23 protein-coding genes are annotated in these 24,536 nt (G+C 66.2%); 3 read left to right on the top strand and 20 right to left on the bottom strand.

Annotated features, from left to right (window positions below; genetic code table 11):
* Nucleotides 1-12: 12 nt before the first annotated feature.
* The 6 genes from AC13GF_RS13625 to AC13GF_RS13600 form a co-directional block, all read right to left on the bottom strand.
* Nucleotides 13-1,434, bottom strand: a complete 1,422-nt coding sequence (locus tag AC13GF_RS13625) for an efflux transporter outer membrane subunit (protein ID WP_483004951.1) — start codon at nucleotides 1,432-1,434, stop codon at nucleotides 13-15.
* A complete protein-coding gene (locus AC13GF_RS13620) occupies nucleotides 1,428-2,165 on the bottom strand; it encodes an SDR family oxidoreductase (RefSeq protein WP_126929095.1) in 738 nt (245 codons plus the stop codon). The genes AC13GF_RS13625 and AC13GF_RS13620 overlap by 7 nt, the downstream gene beginning before the upstream one ends.
* 64 nt (nucleotides 2,166-2,229) lie before the next feature.
* Nucleotides 2,230-5,400 (bottom strand): efflux RND transporter permease subunit, encoded by a 3,171-nt coding sequence (locus AC13GF_RS13615; RefSeq protein ID WP_483004950.1) that lies wholly within the window; start codon nucleotides 5,398-5,400, stop codon nucleotides 2,230-2,232.
* A 112-nt stretch (nucleotides 5,401-5,512) separates the two neighbouring features.
* Complete coding sequence (locus AC13GF_RS13610; protein WP_126929097.1) at nucleotides 5,513-6,739, bottom strand: efflux RND transporter periplasmic adaptor subunit; 1,227 nt, start codon at nucleotides 6,737-6,739, stop codon at nucleotides 5,513-5,515.
* 91 nt (nucleotides 6,740-6,830) lie between these two features.
* Nucleotides 6,831-7,601, bottom strand: coding sequence for an SDR family NAD(P)-dependent oxidoreductase (locus AC13GF_RS13605; RefSeq protein ID WP_049400332.1), 771 nt, complete (start codon nucleotides 7,599-7,601; stop codon nucleotides 6,831-6,833).
* Nucleotides 7,598-7,825, bottom strand: a complete 228-nt coding sequence (locus tag AC13GF_RS13600) for a hypothetical protein (protein WP_012510726.1) — start codon at nucleotides 7,823-7,825, stop codon at nucleotides 7,598-7,600. The genes AC13GF_RS13605 and AC13GF_RS13600 overlap by 4 nt, the downstream gene beginning before the upstream one ends.
* Nucleotides 7,826-7,972: 147 nt before the next feature.
* On the opposite strand from AC13GF_RS13600, the gene AC13GF_RS13595 reads away from it, so the two are divergent.
* Entirely contained in the window at nucleotides 7,973-9,004 is a 1,032-nt protein-coding gene (locus AC13GF_RS13595; RefSeq protein ID WP_005409107.1) for a LysR family transcriptional regulator, read from the top strand.
* Between the two features lie 256 nt (nucleotides 9,005-9,260).
* On the opposite strand, the gene AC13GF_RS13590 is transcribed toward AC13GF_RS13595, so the two are convergent.
* From AC13GF_RS13590 to AC13GF_RS13565, 6 genes are all read right to left on the bottom strand, one after another.
* Nucleotides 9,261-9,956 (bottom strand): YiaD family glycine zipper/OmpA-like lipoprotein, encoded by a 696-nt coding sequence (locus AC13GF_RS13590; RefSeq protein WP_483004949.1) that lies wholly within the window; start codon nucleotides 9,954-9,956, stop codon nucleotides 9,261-9,263.
* A gap of 139 nt (nucleotides 9,957-10,095) precedes the next feature.
* On the bottom strand, nucleotides 10,096-11,511 hold the full coding sequence (locus AC13GF_RS13585) for a cryptochrome/photolyase family protein (RefSeq protein ID WP_483004948.1): 1,416 nt from the start codon (nucleotides 11,509-11,511) through the stop codon (nucleotides 10,096-10,098).
* 89 nt (nucleotides 11,512-11,600) lie between these two features.
* Nucleotides 11,601-12,215: an inorganic diphosphatase gene (locus tag AC13GF_RS13580; protein WP_483004947.1), complete on the bottom strand. Its 615-nt coding sequence runs from the start codon at nucleotides 12,213-12,215 to the stop codon at nucleotides 11,601-11,603.
* Nucleotides 12,216-12,225: 10 nt separating this feature from the next.
* Nucleotides 12,226-13,593, bottom strand: coding sequence for a purple acid phosphatase family protein (locus AC13GF_RS13575; protein ID WP_483004946.1), 1,368 nt, complete (start codon nucleotides 13,591-13,593; stop codon nucleotides 12,226-12,228).
* Nucleotides 13,590-14,705 (bottom strand): phytase, encoded by a 1,116-nt coding sequence (locus tag AC13GF_RS13570; protein WP_483004945.1) that lies wholly within the window; start codon nucleotides 14,703-14,705, stop codon nucleotides 13,590-13,592. The genes AC13GF_RS13575 and AC13GF_RS13570 overlap by 4 nt, the downstream gene beginning before the upstream one ends.
* The gene (locus tag AC13GF_RS13565) at nucleotides 14,705-17,236 is read right to left on the bottom strand and encodes a TonB-dependent receptor (protein WP_483005147.1); all 2,532 of its coding nucleotides are present in this window, start codon (nucleotides 17,234-17,236) and stop codon (nucleotides 14,705-14,707) included. Before AC13GF_RS13565 ends, AC13GF_RS13570 begins: the two co-directional genes overlap by 1 nt.
* A 216-nt stretch (nucleotides 17,237-17,452) precedes the next feature.
* On the opposite strand from AC13GF_RS13565, the gene upp reads away from it, so the two are divergent.
* Nucleotides 17,453-18,085 (top strand): uracil phosphoribosyltransferase, encoded by a 633-nt coding sequence (gene upp, locus AC13GF_RS13560; RefSeq protein ID WP_126929103.1) that lies wholly within the window; start codon nucleotides 17,453-17,455, stop codon nucleotides 18,083-18,085.
* A 59-nt stretch (nucleotides 18,086-18,144) separates the two neighbouring features.
* Here the strand turns inward: upp and AC13GF_RS13555 are convergent, their stop codons facing one another.
* A complete protein-coding gene (locus AC13GF_RS13555; RefSeq protein WP_483004944.1) occupies nucleotides 18,145-18,624 on the bottom strand; it encodes an SRPBCC family protein in 480 nt (159 codons plus the stop codon).
* On the bottom strand, nucleotides 18,605-19,030 hold the full coding sequence (locus tag AC13GF_RS13550) for an ArsR/SmtB family transcription factor (RefSeq protein WP_483004943.1): 426 nt from the start codon (nucleotides 19,028-19,030) through the stop codon (nucleotides 18,605-18,607). Before AC13GF_RS13550 ends, AC13GF_RS13555 begins: the two co-directional genes overlap by 20 nt.
* A gap of 57 nt (nucleotides 19,031-19,087) precedes the next feature.
* On the opposite strand from AC13GF_RS13550, the gene AC13GF_RS13545 reads away from it, so the two are divergent.
* Nucleotides 19,088-19,381 carry a PsiF family protein gene (locus AC13GF_RS13545; protein ID WP_126929105.1) on the top strand — a complete coding sequence of 98 codons (294 nt, stop codon included), beginning with the start codon at nucleotides 19,088-19,090 and terminating at the stop codon, nucleotides 19,379-19,381.
* 85 nt (nucleotides 19,382-19,466) lie between these two features.
* Here AC13GF_RS13545 and AC13GF_RS13540 read toward each other — a convergent pair whose 3' ends face one another.
* From AC13GF_RS13540 to rsmD, 6 genes are all read right to left on the bottom strand, one after another.
* On the bottom strand, nucleotides 19,467-20,354 hold the full coding sequence (locus tag AC13GF_RS13540; RefSeq protein WP_019338337.1) for an MBL fold metallo-hydrolase: 888 nt from the start codon (nucleotides 20,352-20,354) through the stop codon (nucleotides 19,467-19,469).
* 120 nt (nucleotides 20,355-20,474) lie between these two features.
* Nucleotides 20,475-22,205: a gamma-glutamyltransferase gene (gene ggt, locus AC13GF_RS13535; protein ID WP_483004942.1), complete on the bottom strand. Its 1,731-nt coding sequence runs from the start codon at nucleotides 22,203-22,205 to the stop codon at nucleotides 20,475-20,477.
* Nucleotides 22,202-22,483, bottom strand: a complete 282-nt coding sequence (locus AC13GF_RS13530) for a YfhL family 4Fe-4S dicluster ferredoxin (RefSeq protein WP_004153175.1) — start codon at nucleotides 22,481-22,483, stop codon at nucleotides 22,202-22,204. Before AC13GF_RS13530 ends, ggt begins: the two co-directional genes overlap by 4 nt.
* A 132-nt stretch (nucleotides 22,484-22,615) precedes the next feature.
* Nucleotides 22,616-23,107: a hypothetical protein gene (locus tag AC13GF_RS13525; RefSeq protein ID WP_004153167.1), complete on the bottom strand. Its 492-nt coding sequence runs from the start codon at nucleotides 23,105-23,107 to the stop codon at nucleotides 22,616-22,618.
* Between the two features lie 61 nt (nucleotides 23,108-23,168).
* Nucleotides 23,169-23,678: a pantetheine-phosphate adenylyltransferase gene (gene coaD / locus AC13GF_RS13520; protein ID WP_008267036.1), complete on the bottom strand. Its 510-nt coding sequence runs from the start codon at nucleotides 23,676-23,678 to the stop codon at nucleotides 23,169-23,171.
* Nucleotides 23,679-23,704: 26 nt separating this feature from the next.
* Nucleotides 23,705-24,283 carry a 16S rRNA (guanine(966)-N(2))-methyltransferase RsmD gene (rsmD, locus tag AC13GF_RS13515; protein WP_483004941.1) on the bottom strand — a complete coding sequence of 193 codons (579 nt, stop codon included), beginning with the start codon at nucleotides 24,281-24,283 and terminating at the stop codon, nucleotides 23,705-23,707.
* Nucleotides 24,284-24,536 lie beyond the last annotated feature (253 nt).

The following is a 24,536-nucleotide window of genomic DNA, read 5'->3' as shown; positions in this document are numbered from 1 at the left end:
CGTCCCCTGCGGTTACTGCACCTGCGCCACACTCGGCGGCTGCGGTGATTGACCCCAACCACCCAGCGCCTTGTACACACCCACCACGCTGACGTTGACCTCGGACTCGGCGGCCGCCAACGCATCATCGGCGGCCAGCTGCGTGCGCTGCGCATCCAGCAGGGTCAGGAAGTCCTCCGAGCCCTCGCGGTAGCGGATCTGCGCCAGCGACTCAGCGCGGCGTGCCGCCTGCGCCTGCTCGACCACGATCGCCAGCCGCGCCTGCTGCTTGGAATAGCGGGTCAGCGCGTTCTCGGTGTCTTCCAGTGCCAGCAGCACCGTCTGCTCATACTGTGCAGCCACACCCTCGGCTTCGGCCTTGCTGGCACGCAGGCGTGCACGCACGGTGCCGAAATCGAAGGCCGCCCAGCTCAGCGACGGCGTCAGCGACCAGGCCTTGTTGTTGCCGTTGACCAGGCCGCTGGCATCGCCGCCGAGGAAGCCGACGAAACCGGACAGCGACAGCCGCGGGAACAGATCCGCGGTGGCCACGCCCACCCGTGCAGTGGCAGCGGCCAGGCGACGCTCGGCCACGCGCACGTCGGCGCGTTGGCGCAGCAGCTCGCGGGTATCGCCCAGCGGCAGCGCCTTGGCGAATGCCGGCACTTCATGCGGCGCAAGCATGGCGGTCAGCGTTTCCGGACGCTGGCCCAGCAGAACCGCCAGACGATTGCGCGACTGCGTTTCGGCCACTTCCAGCAGCGGGATATCGGCCTCGATCGCCTTCAGTCGCGCACGGCTGCTCTGCACGTCCAGCTCACTGCCAGCGCCCAGCTCCCAGCGCGCCTCGGTCAGCTTCTGCGTCTCGCGCAGATTGACCAGGGTGTGCTGGGCCACGGCGATGCGCTTCTGCGTGCCGCGCAGCTCGAAGTAGTTACGCGCCACTTCGGCGGCAATCAGTACCTGCGCGTCGGCCAGGTTGGCCTGCTCGGCGTCGAGGTCGGCGCGCGCGGCTTCTGCAGCACGGCGCTTGCGGCCGAACAGATCCAGCTCCCAGCCCGCATCGAAGCCGAGCTGGTAGCTTTCACTGAACACCCGCTGCCCACCCAGCTGCGGATCGGGTTGCTTGCGGCGATCGTAGCGGCCGCCCGCGGTAACGTGCGGTGCCTGGTCGAAGCGGCTCTCGACGAACACCGCACGGGCCTGGCTGACACGGGCCACGGCCACGCGCAGGTCCAGGTTGTCCGACAGTGCGCCGTGTACCAGTTCTTCCAGCACCGGATCATCGAACTGCGCCCACCAGCTGGCCACCGGCGAAGTGGTGCTGAACACAGGCTGCTGCGCACCCTGCAGCACCACCGGTTCCTGTACCGGGGCCTTGTAGTTGGGACCGACGCTGACACAGCCTGCCAGCACCAGGCTGGAGACGGCCATCGCCAACGTGCGGATCACCATGGCAGCACCTCGCCCAGGTAGGTGAAGCTGCCGTTCGGACCTTCATGGCCGATCAGCGCCATCTGCACGCTGGAGCGCGCGCCTTCGCTGATTTCAATCTCGCCGTGGCCGCCGTTCATGTCGGTTTTCACGTAGCCCGGATGCACGGTGTTGACCTTGATCTGGGTGCTGCGCAGTTCATGCGCCAGCGCCAGCGTCCAGCTGTTCACCGCTGCCTTGGAGGCGTTGTACGCGGGGATCTTGAAATCATAGATGCCCGAGGTCGGATCAGCGTGCAGGGTCTGCGAGCCGAGCATGCTCGACACGTTGACGATGCGCCCGGACTTGGCCTGCCTGACCAGTGGCAGGAAGGCCTGGGTCACTGCAACCAGCGCGTACACGTTGGTGTCGAAGGTGCGCTTCCAGGTATCCAGCGACTGTTCCGACGGCGCCTGCGCCGGGTTCTCGATCATGATGCCGGCGTTGTTGACCAGGATATCCAGTCGTCCGTGGCGCTGGCGCACCTGCTCGACCGCTTCGGCGATGCTGGCCGCGTCGGTCACGTCCAGCTGGATGGCTTCCACCGGCAGGCCCTCGGCCTGCAGCTTCAGCGCCTGCTCTACGGCGGTCTCGCGCTTGCGGCCGGCCAGCAGCGTGTGCACACCGGCCTGGGCCAGCTGGCGCACGGTCTCCGCGCCGATGCCGCGGGTGGCGCCGGTGACCAGCGCGATCTTGTTCTGATGGGTGTTCATGGATTCTTGCCTTGTGAGGGGGAAGCCGCCGCCGGTCAGTGACCGGCGGCGACGGGGTTCCATGTCAGTGGTGGATGGTCGGCTCGCCGTGCTGCACCAGCTGGCCACCACCGTTGCGGGTGACGAACTTGCGCAGGGCCACGTAGAACACCGGAGTGAGGAACAGGCCGAACAGGGTCACGCCCAGCATGCCGGCGAACACGGTGATACCGGTCACCGAGCGCACCTCGGCGCCTGCACCGTGCGACAGCACCAGCGGCACGGTGCCGGCGATGAAGGCGATGGAGGTCATCACGATCGGGCGCAGACGCAGGCGGCAGGCTTCCAGCGCGGCTTCAACGATGCCCTTGCCGCCCATCTCCAGCTCTCTGGCGAATTCGACGATCAGGATCGCGTTCTTGCACGCCAGGCCCATCAGCACCACCAGGCCGACCTGCACGAACACGTTGTTGTCACCACCGGTCAACCACACGCCGAACAATGCGGACAGCAGGGTCATCGGCACGATCAGGATCACCGCCAGCGGCAGCGACCAGCTCTCGTACAGCGCGGCCAGCACCAGGAAGGCCAGCATGATCGCCACCGGGAACACGATGAAGGCGGCCTTGCCCTGGGTCGCCTGCTGGTAGCTCAGGTCGGTCCATTCGGTGGTCATGCCCACCGGCAACACCTTGCCGGCGATCTCGGTCAGCTTGTTCATCGCCTCGGCCGAAGACAGCAGGCGCGGGTCGGCTTCACCGGCCAGGTCCGCTGCCGGATAGCCATTGAAGCGCAGCACCGGGTCCGGGCCGAAGGTCTGCTTGATGGTGACCATCGAACCGATCGGCACCATCTCGCCGCGGTCGTTGCGGGTACGCAGCTTGCCGATGTCCTCGACCGTCTCGCGGTACGGACCGTCTGCCTGGGCGATCACCTGCCAGGTACGGCCGAACTGGTTGAAGTCGTTGACGTAGGCCGAACCGAGGTACGTCTGCAGCGTGTCGAACAGTTCGGTGAGCTGCACGCCCTGTGCCTTGGCCTTGACGCGGTCCACCTCGGCATCCAGCTGCGGCACATTGGCCTGGTAGCTGGAAATCGGGAAGGCCATGCCCGGCGTCTGCGCAACGGTACCCTGCATCGCCTGCACGGCATTCTGCAGCGCGCCGTAACCCAGGTTGCCACGATCCTCGATGAACATCTGGTAGCCGTTACCGTTGCCCAGGCCGAGGATCGGCGGCGGCATCATCGCGAAGGCAAAGCCTTCCTGCAGGCCAGCGATCTTCTGGTTGATCTCGGCGTTGATCTGCGCGGCGGTACGGCCATGGCGCTCGGCGAACGGCTTGAGCGGAATGAACGCCACACCGGTGTTCGGCGTGTTGGTGAACTGCAGTGCATTCAGGCCCGGGAACGAGATGGTGTGGGCGACGCCATCGGTTTCCTGGGCGATCTTGGCGACCTTGCGCAGCATTTCATCGGTACGTGCGATCGACGAGCCTTCCGGCAGTTTCACACCGGCGATCAGGTACAGCTTGTCCTGGGTCGGAATGAAGCCCGGCGGCACCAGCTTGAAGATCACACCGGTACCGACCAGCAGGATCGCGTAGACCACGAACACTGCACCACGACGACCGAGGATGCGGGCGACGCCACGCTCGTACTTCTCCGAGCTGGACTTGAAGAAGCGGTTGAACGGACGGAACACCCAGCCGAACAGGCGGTCGATCAGACGGCTCGGGCCATCCTTCGGAGCGCCATGGGCCTTCAGCAGGCGCGCGGCCAGGGCCGGCGACAGGGTCAGCGAGTTGATCGCCGAGATCACCGTGGAGATGGCGATGGTGACTGCGAACTGCTTGTAGAACTGGCCGGTGACACCGGACAGGAACGCCATCGGCACGAACACGGCACACAGCACCAGCGCGATCGCAATGATCGGGCCGGACACCTCACGCATGGCCTGGTGAGCCGCAGCGGTGGGCGACAGGCCTTCTTCGATGTTGCGCTCGACGTTCTCCACCACCACGATCGCGTCATCGACCACGATGCCGATCGCCAGCACCAGGCCGAACAGGCTCAGCGTGTTGATCGAGAAGCCCAGCAGGTACAGCGCGGCGAAGGTACCGACCACCGACACCGGCACCGCGATCAGCGGAATGATCGACGCACGCCAGGTCTGCAGGAACAGGATCACCACCAGTACCACCAGCGCGATGGCTTCCAGCAGCGTGGAGACCACGGCCTTGATCGAGTCGCGCACGAAGATGGTGGTGTCATACACGGCTTCGTACTTCACGTCGGCCGGCATGGTTTTCTGCATCTCGTCCATCGTCGAGATGACCTGGTCACGGATCTCCAGTGCATTGGCACCCGGCGACTGGAAGATACCGATACCCACCGCGTTCTTGCCGTCCAGCTGCGAACGCAGGGTGTAGTCACCGGCACCCAGTTCCAGGCGGGCCACATCGGTCAGGCGCACGATCTCGCCATCAACACCGCTCTTGAGCACGATGTCGCCGAATTCCTTTTCAGTCTTCAGGCGGCCCTGGGCATTGATCAGGGTCAGGAACTGGCTGTTCGGCAGCGGTTCGGCACCGAGCTGACCGGCCGAGACCTGCACGTTCTGCTCACGCATGGCGCGCACCACGTCACTGGCGGTCAGGCCGCGCGAGGCGACCTTGTCCGGGTCCAGCCAGGCGCGCATGGCGTAGTCACCGCCACCGAAGATCTGCGCGTCACCCACGCCCGGAATACGCGCCAGCGCATCCTTGACGTGCAGGCGGGCGTAGTTGCGCAGGTACAGGGTGTCGTACTTGCCGTTCGGCGAGGTCAGGTGCACCACCATCAGGAAGGTCGGCGACTGCTTCTGCGTGGTCACGCCCTGCCGGCGCACGTCCTCGGGCAGGCGCGCCTGCGCCTGCGCCACGCGGTTCTGCACCTTCACCGCCGCCGCGTCAGGGTCGGTGCCCGGGCGGAAGGTGACGGTCATCTGCAGCACGCCGTCCGAGCCGGCAACCGACTTCAGGTACATCATGCCTTCGACGCCGTTGATGGCCTCTTCAAGCGGCGTGGCGACGGTCTCGGCAATGACCTTGGGGTTGGCGCCTGGATACACCGTACGCACGACCACCGACGGCGGCACCACTTCCGGGTACTCACTGATCGGCAGGATTGGAATCGTGATCAGGCCTGCGGCGAAGATCACGATCGACAGCACCGCCGCGAAGATCGGCCTGTCGATGAAGAAACGGGAAAAGTCCATGGAGGAATTCCTGGGAAAGGCGTTCGGCGGGCAACAGCCGCCCTGCCCCTCGTCATTTTGACGAAGGCAGGAACGGCTGCCGCTGGCGCCGGCAGCTAAGCGGGGACGCGGATCAGTGGTTCAGTGCGGCAGTCGCATCACGGCCCGGTGCCGGCGGCGCAGCCTGCGGCTGCATCGCCACGGCCTTGGCCTGCACCGGCATGCCCGGCATGAAGACCTTCTGCACGCCGTCGATGATCACCTTGTCGCCGGCGGCCAGGCCGTGCTCGACAATGCGCAGGCCATCGGCGGTGCGACCGAGCTGGATGTCACGGCGCTGGGCTTTGCCATCCTTGTCGACCACGTACACGTACTTGCGATCCTGGTCGGTCAGAACGGCCTTCTCGTCGATCAGCAGGGCCTGGAACTGACCGCTGCCAAGCAGTTGCACGCGGGCGAACAGACCCGGCGTGAACTGGCGATCGGCGTTGTCCAGCAGCGCGCGGACGCGGATGGTGCCGGTGCTGCGGGCGACCTGGTTGTCGAGGAAGTCGACCTTGCCCGAATGCGGGTAGCCCTCTTCGCCGGACAGGCCTACCTTCACCGGCAGATCGCTGTCACGCTCGCTCGGGCGTTCACCCTTGCGTGCCATCTGTGCGTAGCGCAGGAAGGTGCTTTCGTCGGCATCGAAATAGACGAACACGGTATCCAGCGAGACCAGCGTGGTCAGCACGCTGGCGCTGTCGCCGGCGGTGACCAGGTTGCCGGCGGTGACCATCGCGCGGCCGGCACGGCCGTCGATCGGCGCACGCACCTTGGTGAACTCCAGGTTGAGGCGGGCCGCATCCAGCGCAGCCTGCGCCGCCTGCACGGCGGCACCGGACTGATCGGCCGCAGCACGACGCTGCTCGGCCGTCTCGGTGGAAATGGCCTGCTGCTCGGACAGGCGCTTGGCACGCTCGGATTCACTGCGGGCCAGCGTGGCCTGGGTGCGGGCGCGGGCCAGTTCGGCAGCGGCGCGATCGTACTCGGCCTGGTAACTGCGCGCGTCGATGGTGAAGAGCACTTCGCCCTTCTTCACTTCCTGGCCTTCGACGTAGTTGACCTTGTCGATGTAGCCGGACACGCGCGGGCGCAGTTCAACGCTCTGTACCGCTTCGACGCGGCCGCTGAACTCGTCCCACTGGCTGACCTGCTTGACCAGCACCGGTGCAGCGCTGACCTGCGGCGGCGGCGGGGCACCGGCTTCTTCGGCGTGGCCGCCGCTGCAGGCCGCCAGCACGGCTGCGGCGAGGATCGACACGCCGGCCATCGCAATGCGATGGCCGAAACGATGTGGGGTGGAATTGGGGGAAGTCATGGCATGCATCCGTACGGAGGGGTGGTACAGCTAGATGAGAACGTGTTGCAAAAACAGGCGGCGTATCCTGCGACCTCAACCATGGTCGAGGTCAAGCGACGCCTGCGGTATCGCGCCAGAGGGGAGGAACGTCCAGGTGCAGCAGGCCGCGCGGCAATTCGGCATCACTGCTGTCGCAGCGGACGATGGCGCGGTTGTCGCGGCAGCCATCAAGCAGGGAGACCACACGTCGGCCGACCAGCAGCGAGCTGGGCCACTCGATGCAGGCATTGGCCGCGTTGGCCGGGGTGCACACCGGGCTGCAGACTTCCAGCATCTGCGCGCGCACGCCCAGCGCCTGCGCTTCCTGGTGTACTACCTGCGCATACATGCGCAGCGCGGCAGTGGTGATCGAGGTCTCGCCGTAGCCTGCCCATGGCTTGGCGTTGGCCGGGCTGCCGATCATCACGTAGCGGCGCGCATGCACGTTGTCCTGCAGCAGCGGCAGCAGATGACGCACTGCGTGCACGTGCGGCATCAGGTCGGCCTGCATCGCACCCAGCAGTTCATCGCCGTTGCGGTCGGTCACCCGGCCGCGACGGTAAGGGCCGCCCATTGCGGCGATCACCGCGGCCAGCGGACGCGGGCGATGCGCGATGCGTTCGGCCAGTGCGCGCGCCGAGCCGTCATCGCTGAGCGAACCCAGCAGCGTCTCCAGACCCGGCTCGTCGGCGAACTGCTCATGCAGCGCCGCCAGCCGGCCCGGGTCGCGACCGACCACCAGCACCGGGCTGCCGGCTTCCAGCAATGCGCCAACCACGCCCTGGCCGACGGCACCGGTGCCGCCGAGGACCAGGACTTCGGGCGTCAGCATCCCATTCACGGGACATTTCCTCCCAAATCCGGGATAGTCCCGATTCGACGCAGGCGGTCGCCCTTGTGCGGGACCAGGCGGATGGCACCGCCACGCTGCTGACGCATGGGCGCGGTAAACTCACGGAAGTCCTTGTGTACCAAGGAACTAGGGCGGACTTCAACGGTCATTGCCAGGTCCAGGGTGCTCTGGCCGGCGTTCCGGAGACGGGCAAGAATGTTGCGCAGGCTCATGGCGGACGGGCTCCAAATAACGAATGGCGCCACGATAGACCTCAAACCTTTACTTGATTAGTCCTGATTAAGGGGAATAATCATCCCGCTCCCGGTCCAATCGTTCTGTCACGATTGTCCCATCCCCGACGTCCAGGATCCCAGACCATGTCCCATGATCTCAACGAGACGCTGATCTTCGTCAAAGTGGTCGAGCAAGGCAGTTTCATTGCCGCTGCAAAATCGCTCGGCCTGCCCAAGACCACGGTCAGCCGCAAAGTGCAGGAGCTGGAAACGCGCCTGGGTGCGCGCCTGCTGCACCGGACCACCCGCCGCCTCGGCCTGACCGAAGCTGGTTCGATCTATCACGAACATTGCCAGCGCATCGCACGCGAGCTTGAAGAAGCCGAGAGCGCAGTGAGCCAGCTGCAGTCCGGCCCACGCGGCTGGCTGCGCTTCACTGTGCCTTACTCGATCGGCATCACCTGGATTGCGCCGCTGCTGGGCCAGTTCCATGCGCAGTATCCAGAGATCCGCCTGGACATGCATATGGGCAATGAGAAGCTGGACCTGATTGCCGGCGAAGCCGATCTGGCGCTGCGCGTGGGTGCCCTGCCCGATTCCAATCTGGTCGCGCGCAAGCTCGGCAGCCTGCGCACGCAGGTGTTCGCCAGCCCGGCCTACATCGAGCGCTATGGCGAGCCGCTGCATCCGGAAGAGCTGCAGTTCCATCGCATCCTGGCGATGCGCAAGCCGTACCACACCGGCAACTCGCCGCGCTTCACCTGGCAGCTGGGCGAGAACGGCGGCGAGCTGCGTGACTTCCCGGTCACCCCGCTGATGACCGCCAACGACATGTCCGCGCTCAATGGTGCGCTGGTGTGTGGCGAAGGCCTGCTGCTGACCGGCGACGTGATGGCCAAGCCATTCGTTGAATCGGGCATGGTGCGCCGCGTACTGGCCGGCTGGACCGGCCCGGAAGTGGACTTCAACGCCGTGTTCGCCGGCGGCCGCCTGGTCTCGCCGAAGGTGCGTGCGTTCGTCGACTTCCTGGTCGAGAAGCTCAACTTCGACGCCAACTACATGCTGGCGCAGTGCCCGGGTGCGAAGCTGGCGCAGCAGCAGAAGGAAAAGGAAGACGCGGCGCTGGAAAGCAGCGGCAAGCGGATCCTGGAGAAGGTCGCGGCTTCGGCTGCATGACCGGCTCTACATACGCAATCGGTGTGCCGAGCAAGCTCGGCACCTACAAGAATGCCGCCTGCAAGGGCGGCATTTTCGCTCCGGCTGCGTGGCTTTCGGTAGATGCCGACCTTGGTCGGCGCCGTTCGGAGAAGCCGCGACCGGGAGCGTTATCGGTGTGCCGAGCAACGCTCGGCACCCACAAAAATGCCGCCTGCAAGGGCGGCATTTTCGCTCCGGCCGATGGCCGGACCGGCTCAAGCAGTAACGCTACGCGTTATTGCTTGAGCGGAATCACCCGAATCTCGACGCGGCGGTTCTTGGCGCGGCCGGCATCGGTGCTGTTGTCGGCAATCGGGTACGACTTGCCGGCGCCCAGCGTTTCGATACGCACGCTCTGCACGCCCTGGCCGATCAGGTACTGTGCGACCGAGTCGGCACGTTCCTTCGACAGGCGGTTGTTGACCGCGTCGCTGCCGATGCTGTCGGTGTGGCCGACCACTTCGATCATGGTCTGGTTGTAGTCACGCAGGGTGCCTGCCACGCCGTTGAGCGAACCGTAGAACTGCGGCTTCAGGGTCGCCTTGCCGAAGTCGAAGGTGATGCCGTCCGGCAGGTTCAGCATGATGTTGTCGCCCTGGCGCTGCACATCGATGCCGGTGTTGGCGGTGCGCTCGCGCAGTGCGCGTTCCTGGCGATCCTGGTACTGACCGACCGCAGCGCCGCTGAGCGCGCCGATACCGGCACCGATCAGGGCATGCTGACGGCGCTCGGTGGCGCTGTCGCCAGTCAGCAGGCCGGCGGCCACGCCGATGGCGGTGCCGATCAGGGCGTTGCGGCCGGTGCGGTTCTGCTGCTCGGTCGGGTTGCCGTACTGGTCACTCTGTACGTAGGAGCCGCCGGTGGCGCAGGCCGACAGGACGGCCGCACTCATCAGGGCCAGTGCGACGTTGCGGGTGGTGTAGCGGATCATGAGGTTCTCCTTGGTTTCCGGTCGGCCGGCGGCCTGCGGGCGCAAAGAGAATAAACAGCCCGGTGCGATGCCGGAATGATGATCGGGCACGCCGACAGGGCCGCGTTCAGCTAACTGACCGGATCGCCCAGCCCGCACTTTACCCCGCTCCCGACTGCCGGTAGGCAGCCAGCGCGGCATCGCGGCCAACCGCCAGATCCACCAGCGGCGTACGCGGATAGCCCGGGGCATGCGCCGCCAGCAGCAGCGGATGCTGCCACGGCGCGAAGCGCGCCTTCACCGGCAGCGCCGCCAGTTCGGGCACCCAGCGGCTGATGTAGCGGGCCTGCGGGTCGAACTTCTCGGCCTGGGTGACCGGGTTGAACACGCGGAAGTACGGCGCGGCATCGGCACCGGTCCCGGCCACCCATTGCCAGCCCATCGTGTTGTTGGCCAGGTCGGCATCGACCAGGGTGTCCCAGAACCAGCGTGCGCCATGCAGCCAGTGTGCGCGCAGGTGCTTGCACAGATAGCTGGCCACGATCATCCGCACCCGGTTGTGCATGTAGCCGGTGTGCCACAGCTCGCGCAGGCCGGCATCAACGATCGGTACGCCGGTGTTGCCGCGCTGCCAGTCATGCAGCTGCGCGGCGCTCGGTGTGGCCCACGGGAAACGGTCAAAGCGCGGGTTGAGGTTGTCGGTCGGCGTCTTCGGGAAGTGATGCAGCAGGTGGTAGGCGAAATCACGCCAGCCGAGCTGGCGCAGATAGCCGTCGATGTCGGCATCGTTGCCCGCGCTGCGCAGTCCTTCCAGCGCATGCGCGATGCGCCACGGCGCGATCTCGCCGAAATGCAGGTGCGGCGACAGCCGCGAGGTGCCCACGCGATCCGGCAGGTCACGCTGCTCGCGGTAACCGCGCAGCGCACCGTCCTCGAACACGGAGAGCGCTTCCAGCGCACCGGCTTCGCCTGGCTGCCAGTGCTCCCAGAAGCCGGTGTCCCAGTCCAGCGTCGGTGCCAGCTGGATATCATCCAGTGCGAGGCCGTCGACCGCGTGCGCCACCAGTGTCTTCGGTGCGGCCTGCAGCGCAGGCAGGCGCCAATGACTGAGTATGTTGCGCCAGTACGGGGTGAATACCTTGTACGGCTGGCCCTGCTGGGTCGCGATGTCCCAAGGCTCGAACAACAGGCTGCCATTGCAGCTCTGCGCGTCGATGCCCTGCTCGCGCAGCGTGCGCTTGATGGTGGCATCCCGCGGCTGGGTGGCCGGCTCGTACTTGCGGTTCCAGTACACCGCCTCGGCTCCGGTCTGCTCGATCAGCAACTGCAGGGCCGACAGGCTGTCACCACTGCACAGCACCAGCGACGAACCGCGTGCACGCAGATCGGCATCCAGCGCAGCCAGTGAACGGTGGCGCCACGCATCGGAGGCCGCGCCGGGCACCCACTCGCCCTCCTCGTGCGGCGCGTGGACGTAGACCGGCACCACGTCGTGACCCGCGTCCAGCGCGGCCTGCAGGGCCGGATTGTCCTGCAGCCGCAGATCACGGCGGAACCATACCAACGCTACCGACACATGCACCGCCTTCGTTGTGGAAGGCGGACATGATAGCCAGCGGCGGTGAAGGAGATGCGCGCAGGCGGCCATCCACGCATGGCGTGGATCTACTTTTCGAAGCGCTCCATCGCTTCGCTGATCAGCGCGCGCGCCTCGGCGGCATTGCCCCATCCGTTGAGCTGCACCGGGTTGCGCCCGGCCGGCAGGTCCTTGTAGACCCGGAAGAAGGCCTCGATGCGCTGGCGCTCGACCTCCGGCAGATCCTTCAGGTCGCGGATATCGGCGTAGGTCGGGTCGACCTTGTCGGTCGGCACGCCGATGATCTTCTCGTCGTGCTCGCCGCCATCGATCATCTTCAGGTAGCCGATCGGCCGGAAGCGCACGATCACGCCCGGATGCAGCGGTTCGCGGGTCAGCACCAGTGCATCCAGCGGATCGTTGTCACCGGCCAGGGTGCGCGGCATCGAGCCATAGTTGGCCGGATAAGCGACCGGCATCGACTGGAAGCGGTCCACATGCACGAGACCGTCTTCCTTGATCTCGTACTTGGTGAAGCTGCCGGCCGGAATCTCCACCGCCAGATTCACCTCCTGCGGGGCCTGCTTCGGCTGAGTCACAAGGAACGGATGCAGCACGGAATCGGCGGCGGTTACTGCACTGGCCAGCAACAGCAGGGCGGCGCCGAGGGCAGCGAGAGGAAGGATGCGATGGGGCGTGGTCATCGGTGCGTCCTCATTCCCAGCAGCGGTCGGCACGACCCTTGGCGGTCTGCGCACGTGGGCAGTCGCGTGGCGTGATGCGGCCTTCGGTCAACTCCGTGCGCTGCTTTCCACCGTTGGCATCACGACGCAGCTCGAAGGCATCGTAAAGACGGCCGGTCACGGTGCGTGCTTCATAACGCAGGTGCTGCGGGTCGATGTTCAGCACCTGGAACAGCTGGGTGTCTTCGGCCACCGGGTCCATCGTCCTGCGCGCTTCGTCGGAAAGGCGGTACTGCTTCGGCCCCGCCACGGTCACCACATACTGCGGCGTCGCGGCCTGCCCTTCACCACGGCGACCATAGGTGTGGTCGTGACCCTGCAGCACCAGGTCGACGTTGTGGCGGCGTACCACCGGCAGCAGCACGTCACGCAACGCGGCGTTCTCGCGCCCTTCGCGCGGCGAGTAGAACGGCTGGTGCAGCAGCACGATGGTCCACGGCTGCGGATTGCCGGTCAGCACCTTGTCCAGCCACTGTGCCTGTGCCTTGGCGGTGCCCAGGTCGAGTGCCGAAGTGCCATCGACCACGGCCACGCGCACGCCCTGCGCATCGAACCAGTAGCTGGTCTGCTGGGCGGCGGTGGCACCATTGCCCGGCAGCGCGAACGTCACCGGCCAATGCTTGCCCAGCACGCGGCGTTCCTGCGGGGTGTCCTCGAATTCCTCGAAATACTCGTGGTTGCCGATGGCCGGCGCCACCAGCGTTTCCTGCGCCAGCCAACTGGTCGCAGCGAACCACTCGCCCCACTCGCTGTCGTCCATGTTGTCGCCGCCGCTGACCAGGTCGCCGGCGAACAGGCTCATGCGCGCCTGCGGCGCAGCCTTCTGCGCGGCACGCACCACGCGGCTGACATGGCTGACGTTCTTGTTCTGGGTATCGCCGAAGTACAGCAGGGTCAGCGGCTGATCGGCGCCGGCCAGCGTACGCAGCTGGTTCCAGGCGCTCCAGCTGCCATTGCCCTGCACGCGGTAGACGTACTGGGTATCCGGCTGCAGGCCGCTGATGTCGGCGCGATGGTGGTGCGACAGCCCATTCTCGGTCTGCAGCGCGCGGGTCGTCGCACGCACCTGGCGGATGCCCTCGATGGCCGGCGAATCTGCGGCCAGCGCGATCTCCAGCAGCGGCGCCTGCACGCTGCCATCGGTGCGCCAGGCCACGGCGAACCCATGGCTGGGATCTACCGCCGGCGAGGCGACGATGCGGTCCGGTACCGTCGTCGCTGCGTAGTGGCGGCTGCCCGCCGGCACCTGGGTGTTCGGTTCGGCCGCTGCGAACGACAGCGACGGCAACGCCAGCAGCAGGCCCAGCGCCAGCGCACGCATCACGCAGTGCCCGCTCATGCGCCACACTCCAGCGGCAGCGCCAACTGCTTGGCGATGCTCTCCCAGTCGAACGCCACCACGCCCTGGTCGTCATGCACGGCATACAGCGCACCGTGCGGGAAGCGCGCGCTGGGTTGCTGCATCATCCAGATGCCATCGGTGTTGGCCACGGTATTGCCCTGGAACGCGCCGACCGGCTTCAGCGTGTGCCGGTCGAACAGGTGGAACACGCTGCGCTGCTTGCCCTGTTCGGTGGTGATCCACCAGCCGTCCTTGCCGCAGGTACGCAGGGTCACGCCTTCAGCCTGCGCCTTGAACACGTCGCGACCAAAGGTGGTGCCGGTGAATCGGCCCGCCAGGGTGTAGACCTTGAACTCGCTGGCGTAGCTCTCGTCCTCTTCGGCAATCAGCAGACGGTCGTTGTCCGGGTCGCCCCAGATCGACTCGACCACGCGCAGCGCTCCCGCCTCGGTGGTATCACCGAGGCTGGCCACCAGCTTCGCCTCGACCTTCGCACCATTGCGGGTCACGTGGTACTGGCGCACGCGCTTGTCCAGCTCGGCCAGCGGCGGCAGGATGTCACGCCCCTGCGCATCCTCGCCGTTGTCCCAGGAGTCGGTGACGTAGACGCTGTAGCCATCGGCACGGCGGTCGACCCACAGCCCATACGGCTTGCGCAGGTCGTCCGCAGCGAAGGTCGCCAGCGGCGCGAAGTCCGGCAGGCTCAACACCTGCACGCGATGATTGTCGCGCTCCACGATCCACAGCAGATCGTCGATCACCGCGATGCCGTTTGGGCGGTCGAACTGTCCCGGTGCGGTGCCGCTGCTGCCGACGTCACGCAGGTGCTGGCCGGTGCTGCCGTCGTAGACCACCAGCTTGTCGGTTGCCTTTGCGGTGGCGATCAGCCACAGCATGCCATCCGGAGCGCGCCAGGCAGCCGGCGAGTCGATGTTGTCAGCCGGGGTCATCGGCGAAAGGAAGGCTTCGGCGATGGTGGTCACCACGCGCTCGCCACTGGCGGCCGGCGCGACCGCTCCCGCTACCGGATCGTTGCCGGTGGCCGGCGTGCAGCCGGCAGCCAGTGCTAGCGCCAGCGCGGCGGCCAGGACAGTGACGCCACGCCCCATCACAGCGCCACCTTCAGGCCCAGCGCATAGGTGCGGCCGTACTCTTCCATCTGCAGGGTGCGCGAACGCGTGCCCTGGTACAGCTCCAGCGGCTTGTCCAGCAGGTTCTGCGCTTCGAAGTACATGCTCACGCGCGGGGTGAACTTGTAGTCCAGCGAGAAATCGAGCTGGGTGTTGGGTGCAACATAGATGTCGAACGCGCGGCCCTTGCCGATGCTGTCCAGGTACTCGCTGCGGTATACCGCAGCCAGGCGTGTGCTCACACCGTATTTTTCATAGCCGATGTGTGCACTGTAGACATGCTTGGAGGCGCGCGGCAGCGTGAAATCCTCGCCTGCACGGTCCTTGATGCCGGCATCGAATTTGGTATCCAGCCAGGTACCACTGGCACCCACCAGCAGCCCATCCAGACCGGAGGGCAGGAAGGCCAGCTGCTGCTGCCAGTTGAATTCCGCGCCACGCACGGTGGCCTTGCGCCCGTTGATCGGCTGGGTCACGTCCAGGCCGCCGTAGGCCGGATCATTGGTGCGCACGGTCTCCACGATGTAGCCATCGATCGACTTGTGGAACAGGCCCAGCGAGACGATGCCGGTGCTGCCGATGTACTTCTCCACCGACAGGTCGATGTTCTTCGACTCGTACGGGTCCAGTTCCGGGTTGCCCAGGCGTACGTCCCCATCACCCCGGCTGTAACCCACGCGCGGCGAGATGTCACCGAACGACGGCCGTGACACGGTCTTGTTGGCCGAGGCGCGCAGCACCCAGTCATCGGCCGCGTCATAGCGCAGGTGCAGGCCCGGCAGCACGTTGGTGTAGCTGCTGTTGGCCACCCGCGGGGTGACGGTGAAGCTGCGACCGTTGGCGGCCACGTCCACCTGGTTGCCGACCGCCTTGAACTGGGTGTTTTCCACGCGCACACCGCCGATGATGCGCAGCGCGCCCACGTCCCAGGTGCCCATCGCATAGCTGGCGAAGATGTCTTCGCTGGCCACGTAGTCCTCCTCCAGCGATGTCATCGCATTGCCACCGGCGTCCTGCGGACGGGCGCTGTACTGGCCGCCATTGGCCGCCCAGAAGGCGCGCATCGCGGCCGAATCCATGCCGTCACCCATATTGCCGTGGCGGTGTTCGGGCGAGGAGGTGCTCCAGCTCGACAGCGCCACCTTCGGGCCGACACGCAGTTCGCGCTCGTCCACATTCACGTCGCGGTCGCGCCAGCGGCCCAGCAGGCCGAACTTGATGCTGCTGCTGTCGCCGTCGAAGCGCACGTTGACCTGCGCGCTGTGTTCCTTGTCGTTCACCTGCTTGGGCGAGAGCACGAAACGATCGAACGCGTAGTTGCTGTTGTCCAGCCACTGCGGGTTGTCGAAGCTGTAGCTGGGCAGGCGGCTGCGCTGGTCCAGGGTGCCGTTGAAGGCTTTTCCGTTGAGCTTGAAGCGCGCCTCCATCTCGTCGTTCACCCGCTCTTCGGTACGGGTGTAGCCGATCCGGTAATCGAGCACGGCGTTGGTCAGCTTGTTCTCGCCACCGAGACTGGCCGCGAAGGTGTTTTCCTTCTTGGTGCGATAGCGCATGCGCTTGTCGATGGAATCCTCCGACATGCCATCCAGGCGGTACTGGTCGGTGCCGGTCCTGACCATCTTCGCTTCGTCGAAATTGAAGATCACGCGCTGGCGGGTCTCCGCATCGTCGAACTGGCTGTACAGCGTGCGCAGGTAGTACTTGCTGTCTTCATTCGGGCGCCAGTCGAGGTTGAGGTTGGCACCGATGCGCTTGCGCTCGATCTCGTACTTGCGGTGCTGCAGGTTGATCGCGGTGACATCACCCGGACGGGTAGTGGTCAGGTCCTTGTTGCCGCTTACATCGTCGTACTCCACTTCGGTGTTGTCCGACTCGAACCTGCGCTTCTGGTAATTCACGCCCAGTGCCACGCCGAAGGTGTCGTTGAACACTTCGCTGTAGTTGAAGGCGGCCTTGGGGCTGGTTTCACCGGACAGCTGCTGGTGGCTGCCTTCGATCTTGCCACGCAGGCTGCGACCGTCACGGTCGAAGGCCGAGGCCGATTCCACCAGCACGGCGCCGCCGATGGCATCGCCGGGCATGTCCGGGGTCGGCGACTTGACCACGCGCAGGCGCTCGGTGGAGTCGGACGGAATCACGTCCAGCGGCGCGGCACGGCTGGAATCCTCCGGCGTGCCGATGGCGATGCCGTCCACGCTGACGCTGTTGAGGTTGGCGTCCAGGCCGCGGATGACCACGAAACGGCCCTCGCCCTGGTCGCGGGTCACGCTGATGCCCGGCAGGCGCTGCAGCGACTCGGCCACGTTCTTGTCCGGGTACTGGCCCAGGGCATCGGAGGACACCGCGTCCTCGATGGCATCGCTGCTGCGCTTGAGGTCGACCGCGCGGATCTGCGATTCGAGCTGGGCGCGCACTTCGATGCGGTCCAGGTCGACCGCGTCGGACGCCACGGCGCCGGTGGCGGCTACCGCCTGCTGCCCGGCGGCCTGCAGCGGTGCTGCCACCCCCATTGCCAGGGTCAGCGTGATGGCAACGGCCAACGGAGTCTTGATATGCACTGGGAATCCCCATTCCTGTTAAGAATGGGTCTGCACGGTATGTCCGCAAGGTTGCATGGCCGTGACATGCGCCTGCACATTTCGAGTAACACCGCCCCGGGCCAGGTTTGGGTTCGGCCCGCCAATCCGGCAAAATGGCGCCCTCTCTCCTTCTCCCCCCTTCCGACCATGAAGATCGTCGAAGTGCGCCACCCGCTGGTGCAGCACAAGATCGGCCTGATGCGCAACGCTGCGCTCAGCACCAAGGATTTCCGCGAACTGGCCAACGAGCTGGGTACGCTGCTGGCCTACGAGGCCACCGCCGACCTGGACACCGAGCCGCACACCCTGCCCGGCTGGTCTGGCCCGGTTACCGTGCAGCGCATTGCGGGCGCCAAGATCACCGTGGTGCCGATCCTGCGCGCCGGCCTGGGCATGCTCAGCGGCGTGCTGTCGCTGATCCCGGCCGCCCGCGTCAGCGTAGTGGGCCTGCAGCGCGATGAGGAAACCCTGCAGCCGGTGCCTTACTTCGAGCGCCTGACCGGCCGCCTGGAAGAGCGCGACGCGCTGATCCTGGACCCGATGCTGGCCACCGGCGGCACCCTGATCGCCACCATCGACATGCTCAAGCGTGCCGGTGCCCGCCGCATCAAGGGCATCTTCCTGGTCGCCGCGCCGGAAGGCATCGAAGCGGTCAAGGCCGTGCACCCGGACGTGGAGATCTACACCGCGGCCATCGATGCCCAGCTCAACGACAAGGGCTACATCCTGCCGGGCCTGGGCGATGCCGGTGACCGTATCTTCGGTACCCGCGTCGGCTGATCCGGCGAACCGGGGTCAGATCCCTTTCACAGCGAAAGGTATCTGACCCCAGGCGCGGCCTACAGGCCGGCGGCGAAGGCTTCCAGCTGGCCGATGACCGTGTTCCAGCCGTCGAAGAAGCCCAGCTGCTCATGCTGGTCACGCACGGCCTTGTCCGGGTGCATCACCCGCGCGGTGTAGCGGCAGCCCTGCCCCTCATCCTCCATCGTGATGATGGCGGTGAAGCCCAGCCAGGGTGACTGCGGTCGCCAGCCTGCGCCCAGCATCGAGGTGAACACCAGGCGCTGCTGCGGCACGATCTCCAGGAAGCTGCCCGGATTGTCACTGCTGCCGCCATCCGGGCCCTGCATGAAGGTGTGGAAGGCCCCGCCGGGACGCAGGTCGAATGCACGTACCTCGGTGGTCCACGGCTTCGGGCACCACCACTGGCGCAGCAGTTCCGGGTCGGTCCACGCCCGCCACAAGGCGGCGCGCGGTGCGTTCAGCACACGGCTGATGACCAGATCGGTGTCGGGGTTGTTACCTGCGTCTACGGCCATGGGCCTGCTCCTGTCGGTGAAGGGTTTCGACGAAATCGACCATGCGGTCGGAACGCGCTTCCCATGCAGCACGCTGTTCGGCCAGCCACTGCTCGGCCTGGCCCAGCCGCGCCGGCACCAGTTCGCAGGTGCGTACGCGCCCCTGCTTGCGGCTGCGCACCACGCCGCTGCGTTCCAGCACGGCCAGGTGTTTCATCAGCGAGGGCAAGGCCATCTCGAAGGGCTCGGCCAGCATCGATACCGTGCGCGGCCCCTGCCCCAACGCGGCCACGATCGCGCAACGGGTCGGGTCGGCCAGTGCCTGGAAGACCTCTTGAATGGCGGGATTATACTTACCCATATGGCTAAGTAATACGCCGATCTGAACGTCGCCGCAAGCAGGCGCGGCAATGGCGTGATTCTTCACGTGCCCTTGCCGGCCCGAAGCGAATGCTCCGCGCACCCGCCACCCTTGGAGCACCCGATGAAAGCCTCTTTCCTGCTGGCCGCCGTCCTGCTGGTCGGCCTGCCCCTGGCTGCCAACGCCACCACCCCGCAGCAGCAGCGCATGGCCGACTGCTCGGCCAAGAACAAGGGCTTGAAGGGTGATGCCTACAAGACCGCGCAGAGCTCCTGCCTCAGCGGCCACGCCGCCGAGACCAAGGCGGCCAATCCGCAGCAGGAGCGCATGCGCAAGTGCAACGCCGATGCCGGCGCGAAGAAACTGGCGGGTGATGCACGCAAGACCTTCATGAGCAGCTGCCTGAAGGCGTCGTAATGGTCGCATCCGGATAAAACGCCATCCACGCATGGCGTGGAGCTACCGCCGTCTGTGAAAGGCCGGGCATTGCCCGGCCTTTTCATTACCCCAGGGCGCGTGCCTTCAGCTCGCCCTGTTCGTGCAGGGTCACGAAACGTCCCTTGTCATCCCTGCCCAGCTGCGCCAATGCCACCTGCGGGTCGTGGGTGAAGAACAGCCGCACGTTGCGCGCCAGCTTGTCTTCAAGGAACTGCCGCTTCTCGTCGATCAGCAGCTCGGCATTGCGGTCGTAGCCCATGGTGATCGGCACGTGTACCCATGAGCGCCCCGGGATCAGGTCGGCACAGAACACCACGCCACCGTGCGCACTTTCGCCGGCATGCGCGTGACCAACGATCTCGGCCAGCATCAGCCCCGGCGTATGCCCGTCGCTGTAGCTGAAGCGTACGCTGCGGCCGAGCGCCTTCGAGTACTCCCCGTCCACCACTTCCAGCCGGCCACTGGCCTGCAGCAGGCCCGGCAGCTCAGGAATGAAGCTGGCGCGATCGCGCGGGTGTGGCTGCACGGCACGCTGCCAATGCTGCGCGCCGACCACATAGGTGGCGTTGGGGAACAGCAGCTCGGGCTCACGCCCTTCGCTCCATGCCGCCAGCAGGCCACCGGCATGATCGAAGTGCAGGTGGCTGAGCACCACTACGTCGATATCCTCGTGCTCGAACCCCGCTTCGCGCAGCGAATCGATCAGCACATGCTGGCTTTCCTGCACGCCGTAGCGCTCGCGCATGCGCGGATCGAAGAACGCGCCGATACCGGTTTCAAACAGCACCGTCTTGCCTTCAAGCGGGCTGGCAAGCAACGCACGGCAGGCCAGCTCGATGCGATTGAGCTCGTCCGGTGCCGCCCATTTTTCCCACAACGCGCGCGGCGCGTTGCCAAACATCGCGCCGCCATCAAGGCGCTGCGAGTTTCCACGAATAGACCAGAGTTTCATGCGCCGATTATCGGCGCCGGCTCGTTAAATAATCGCTAGGAGGAAAACAGAAAACCCCGCCGGCAAAGGCGGGGTTTCGGTAATCAGCCAGATTGCCGGCCAGCGGCCGGCGCTACTGGATCAGCGTGCCGGTACGACCTGGGCACTGCCCACCGGATTGCGCGGGTCGCTGCCGCCGAACAGCTTGTTCGCCTTGCGGTCCCATTCCACGGTCTGCAGGTTGCCCCACACGTGGCTGGAACCGCGGCCACCGGCCGCGACATTGCCCGGCAGGTCGATCTTGTGACCCATCGCCTGCAGCTGCTTCACCGTGTCGGCGTCGAACGCATCGTCCTCGGCTTCGATCAGGTCCGGCAGCCACTGGTGGTGGTAGCGCGGCAGCGCGGCAACCTGCTGCGCGTCCAGGCCGGCGTCGTAGCCGAGGATGCCCAGCAGCACCATGGTGATGATGCGGCTGCCACCCGGGGTGCCCAGCACCACCACCTTGTCGGCGTTCTCCATGAAGGTCGGCGTCATCGAGCTGAGCATGCGCTTGCCCGCCTTCGGCGCATTGGCTTCATAGCCCATCACGCCGAACGCATTGGGCGTGCCCGGCTTCAGCGCGAAGTCGTCCATCTCATTGTTCAGCAGCACGCCGGTGCCCTTGGGAATCAGCCCCGAGCCGTACAGCAGGTTGACGGTCTGGGTGGCGCCGACGCGGTTGCCGTCACGGTCGATGATCGAGAAGTGCGTGGTCTCGTCATCTTCCAGCGGCGTCGGGTTGCCCGACAGCAGGTCGCTGGGCGTGGCCTTCTCCGGATGGATGGTCGCCCGCAGGCCCTGTGCGTAGTCCTTGCTGGTCAGCACCTTCTGCGGGATCTGCACGAAGTCCGGGTCGCCGAGGAAGAAGGTGCGGTCACGGTAGGCGCGACGCATCGATTCCACCACCAGGTGGGTGCGGTGCGCCGGGTCCATCTTCTTGATGTCCCAACCTTCCAGGATCTGCAGCATGCTGGCCAGCGCGATGCCACCGGACGACGGCGGCGGCGCGGTGGTGATCTTCCAGCCGTTGTAGTTGAACACGATCGGTTCGCGCTGCTTCACGCGATAGCCAGCCAGCTCTTCAGCGGTCCACTTGCCGCCGGCCTGCTTCACGCCGGCCAGCAGCAGCTTTCCGGTCTGGCCCTTGTAGAAGCCATCGAAGCCACCCGCAGCCAGGCGCTCCAGCGTCTGCGCCAGTTCCGGCTGCTTGAACAGGTCACCGCTGGCGATCGGCTTGCCGTTGCGCAGGTAGACCTCGCGCGTGCCGGGATAGCGCTCCATCACTTCACGGCGCGAGGCATAGCCCTTGGCCATGCGGTCGTACACCGGGAAGCCTTCGCGCGCGATGCGGATCGCCGGCTGCAGCGAGGCCGACAACGGCAGCTTGCCGTGCTTGGCCGACAGTTCAACCAGCGCTGCAGGCAGGCCGGGAATACCCGCCGACCAGGCGCCATTGACCGAACGATCACGATCCAGGTTGCCCTGCTTGTCGAGGAAGGCCTGCGGGGTTGCCGCGGCCGGTGCGGTCTCGCGGGCATCCAGCATCACATCCTTGCCGGTGGCCGCGTCGTGCAGCAGGAAGAAGCCGCCACCGCCCAGCCCGGAACTGATCGGCTCGACCACCGCCAGCGTGGACGACACCGCCACCGCGGCGTCGAAGGCGTTGCCGCCCTGGGCCAGGATATCGATGCCGGCCTGGGTGGCCAGTGCGTGGCCGCTGGCAATGGCCGCGCCATCGGGGCGCTCGGCTCGGGTCGGGCTGTCGGCCCAGGCGATCGGGCTCAGCAGCAGGCCGAGCAGCAACAAGGGGCGGACGATCAGCGTCTTCATTCGGATGGGGGCTCCGCGTAGAGTTCGGGGTGATCGTGCTGCAGCTGGCGCAGCTTGGCCAGCAGCTGGTCTTCCGTTTCCACGATCTCCGGATCCGGGTCGATGCACTCGACCGGGCAGACGACCACGCACTGTGGCTCGTCGAAATGACCCACGCATTCGGTACAGCGCGCAGGGTCGATCACGTAGATGGTTTCACCCATCGCAATGGCCTGGTTCGGGCAGGCCGGCTCGCATACGTCGCAGTTGACGCAGAGCTCGTTGATTTTCAGCGACACGGCGATACTCCTCGCCCGCGCCCTGGGACAAAGGACCGGCCAGCGCGGGCGCGCGGGCCGGTCAGGTCATCAGCGGCGCCCTTGCAGGACGCCGCCCGGGCCATGCCGGAGCATGGCCGCCATGGCTCGGTATTACTTGGCTTCGACGAAAATGTACTCGGCACCGGTCGGCTGGATCGCAGCCTGCACGCGGGCGTTGTCGGCCGACTGGCCGATGAAGACGACGCGCACGCCCTTCATCGAATCCGGCGACACGTCCTTGAAGACGGCCTGGATCATGTCAGCCATCTTGCCCGAGGCCGACGAACCGAAGGCCAGCATGTTGCCCGGCTGCACGCCACGGGCCACGGCCTGGGTCGCGCTCTCGGTCTGGCGCTCGTACTTGGCCTGGAAGTCCGGGTCCGATTCCGGCGAGAGGTAGTACAGGAACGGGCTGTTGGTGATGTTGCCCATGTTCTGGATCGCCACTTCCTGCAGGTACTTCTTCCAGCCTGCATCGTCGTCCTTGGACGGAGCGACCAGTGCCTGCTTGGCCTCGTCGACCGGAGCGGCCTCTTCCTTCTTGCAGGCGGTGAAGGCCAGGGCCAACGAAGCGATCAGCATCGCGCGCATGGTGGTGTTCATGGGTTTCCTCCCGGAATGGTGCGTGGTGTTGTACGTAATGGGGTGCGGGTACAGCGGGGGCTTACGACTGTGCCGACTTCGCTTCGCGGACCTTGCGCAGGGCTTCGAGCACCGCGGCCGGCACGAAACCCGACACGTCGCCGCCCAGGCGCGCGATCTCGCGGACCAGCGAGGACGAAATGAAGCTGTGCTGCTCGGCCGGGGTCAGGAACAGGGTCTCGACCTCCGGAATCAAATGGCGGTTCATGCTGGCCATCTGGAACTCGTACTCGAAGTCGGACACCGCGCGCAGGCCGCGCAGCAGCACCCCGCCCTGGACCGAACGTACGAAATGGGCCAGCAGGGTATCGAAGCCGATGACCTCGACGTTGCTGTGGTGGCCCAGTGCGCCACGTGCCAGCTGCACGCGCTGCTCCAGCGGCAGCGCCGGGCCCTTGGACGGGCTCTGCGCCACGCCGACCACGACCTTTTCAAACAGCGGCGCGGCCCGGCTCACCAGGTCGATATGACCGTTGGTGATGGGGTCGAACGTGCCGGGGTAAACGGCGATGCGGCGATTGGCCACGGTCATGGGCGGTTGCAGATGTTCAGATGAGGTCAAAGTGTAGCAGTGGCGCGGCGGTACAGGGCAAAGCGCACCTCGCGGGTGCCGCCCTCGCGGTGCAGCAGCCAGTCCGGCGGCAGCACCGGTGCGTGCCCGGCCGGCGATTCCAGGTACAGCCAGGCATCGGTGGCCAGATGCCGCGGCAGCTGGGCCAGCACGTCCTGCCACAGGCCATCGGCAAACGGCGGGTCGATGAAGACCAGATCGGCCTGCTGCGCCTGCGCCCCCTGCAGCCAGCGCAGGGCATCGGCCTGCACGACGGTGATCTGGTCGGCGGCCTGCAGCTTGGCCACGGCCGCGGTCAGATTGCGTCCCAGCTGCGCGTCGCGCTCGACCAGGGTGGCGTGGGCGGCACCACGCGAGACCGCCTCCAGGCCCAGCGCGCCACTGCCGGCGAACAGGTCCAGCACCCGCGCGCCGCCCAGTCTGGGCATCAACCAGTTGAAAAGGGTCTCGCGCACGCGGTCACTGCTGGGCCGCAGCCCCGGGAGGGTCGGCACCGACAGGCGGGTATTGCGCCAGCGACCGCCGATGATGCGGACCTGACCGTCATTGCCGCCACGGCCGCTCATCGGCGTCCCCGGCGGGGGTTGTTCGAGAAATTCAGCATGAGCGGGATTGTAGTTCGGCCGGCCCGCGGCCGGCACCCGCAGAAGCCACAGCAACGGCCGAAGCAACTTCAAAAGCTGGTTTCCTGTGGGTTGGCGGGGCGGGTCAGGTTGTGGGGGACGCCGTAAACCTGTGGTGGTCAAGTATTTTTGAACACTCCCAAAGGGAGTTCAGGCCACCTGCACTTCACGGAGCGCAGGTGGCACAAGGCCGTTG

The sequence above is a fragment of the Stenotrophomonas sp. 22LJNL06-5-1 genome (assembly GCF_056861455.1).
This window is presented reverse-complemented; position numbering and strand designations above follow the sequence as displayed.

Bases quoted from the DNA above. Each gene is read 5' to 3' on its own strand.
- AC13GF_RS13575 (WP_483004946.1), bottom strand. From the start codon at position 13,593: ATGAGCGGGCACTGCGTGATGCGTGCGCTGGCGCTGGGCCTGCTGCTG.
- AC13GF_RS13570 (WP_483004945.1), bottom strand. From the start codon at position 14,705: ATGGGGCGTGGCGTCACTGTCCTGGCCGCCGCGCTGGCGCTAGCACTG.
- AC13GF_RS13600 (WP_012510726.1), bottom strand. From the start codon at position 7,825: ATGAGCCTGCGCAACATTCTTGCCCGTCTCCGGAACGCCGGCCAGAGC.
- AC13GF_RS13595 (WP_005409107.1), top strand. From the start codon at position 7,973: ATGTCCCATGATCTCAACGAGACGCTGATCTTCGTCAAAGTGGTCGAG.
- AC13GF_RS13580 (WP_483004947.1), bottom strand. From the start codon at position 12,215: ATGACCACGCCCCATCGCATCCTTCCTCTCGCTGCCCTCGGCGCCGCC.
- upp (WP_126929103.1), top strand. From the start codon at position 17,453: ATGAAGATCGTCGAAGTGCGCCACCCGCTGGTGCAGCACAAGATCGGC.
- AC13GF_RS13625 (WP_483004951.1), bottom strand. From the start codon at position 1,434: ATGGTGATCCGCACGTTGGCGATGGCCGTCTCCAGCCTGGTGCTGGCA.
- AC13GF_RS13555 (WP_483004944.1), bottom strand. From the start codon at position 18,624: ATGGCCGTAGACGCAGGTAACAACCCCGACACCGATCTGGTCATCAGC.
- AC13GF_RS13615 (WP_483004950.1), bottom strand. From the start codon at position 5,400: ATGGACTTTTCCCGTTTCTTCATCGACAGGCCGATCTTCGCGGCGGTG.
- AC13GF_RS13565 (WP_483005147.1), bottom strand. From the start codon at position 17,236: ATGGGGGTGGCAGCACCGCTGCAGGCCGCCGGGCAGCAGGCGGTAGCC.
- coaD (WP_008267036.1), bottom strand. From the start codon at position 23,678: ATGACCGTGGCCAATCGCCGCATCGCCGTTTACCCCGGCACGTTCGAC.
- AC13GF_RS13545 (WP_126929105.1), top strand. From the start codon at position 19,088: ATGAAAGCCTCTTTCCTGCTGGCCGCCGTCCTGCTGGTCGGCCTGCCC.
- AC13GF_RS13620 (WP_126929095.1), bottom strand. From the start codon at position 2,165: ATGAACACCCATCAGAACAAGATCGCGCTGGTCACCGGCGCCACCCGC.
- rsmD (WP_483004941.1), bottom strand. From the start codon at position 24,283: ATGAGCGGCCGTGGCGGCAATGACGGTCAGGTCCGCATCATCGGCGGT.
- ggt (WP_483004942.1), bottom strand. From the start codon at position 22,205: ATGAAGACGCTGATCGTCCGCCCCTTGTTGCTGCTCGGCCTGCTGCTG.
- AC13GF_RS13590 (WP_483004949.1), bottom strand. From the start codon at position 9,956: ATGATCCGCTACACCACCCGCAACGTCGCACTGGCCCTGATGAGTGCG.
- AC13GF_RS13610 (WP_126929097.1), bottom strand. From the start codon at position 6,739: ATGACTTCCCCCAATTCCACCCCACATCGTTTCGGCCATCGCATTGCG.
- AC13GF_RS13540 (WP_019338337.1), bottom strand. From the start codon at position 20,354: ATGAAACTCTGGTCTATTCGTGGAAACTCGCAGCGCCTTGATGGCGGC.
- AC13GF_RS13525 (WP_004153167.1), bottom strand. From the start codon at position 23,107: ATGAACACCACCATGCGCGCGATGCTGATCGCTTCGTTGGCCCTGGCC.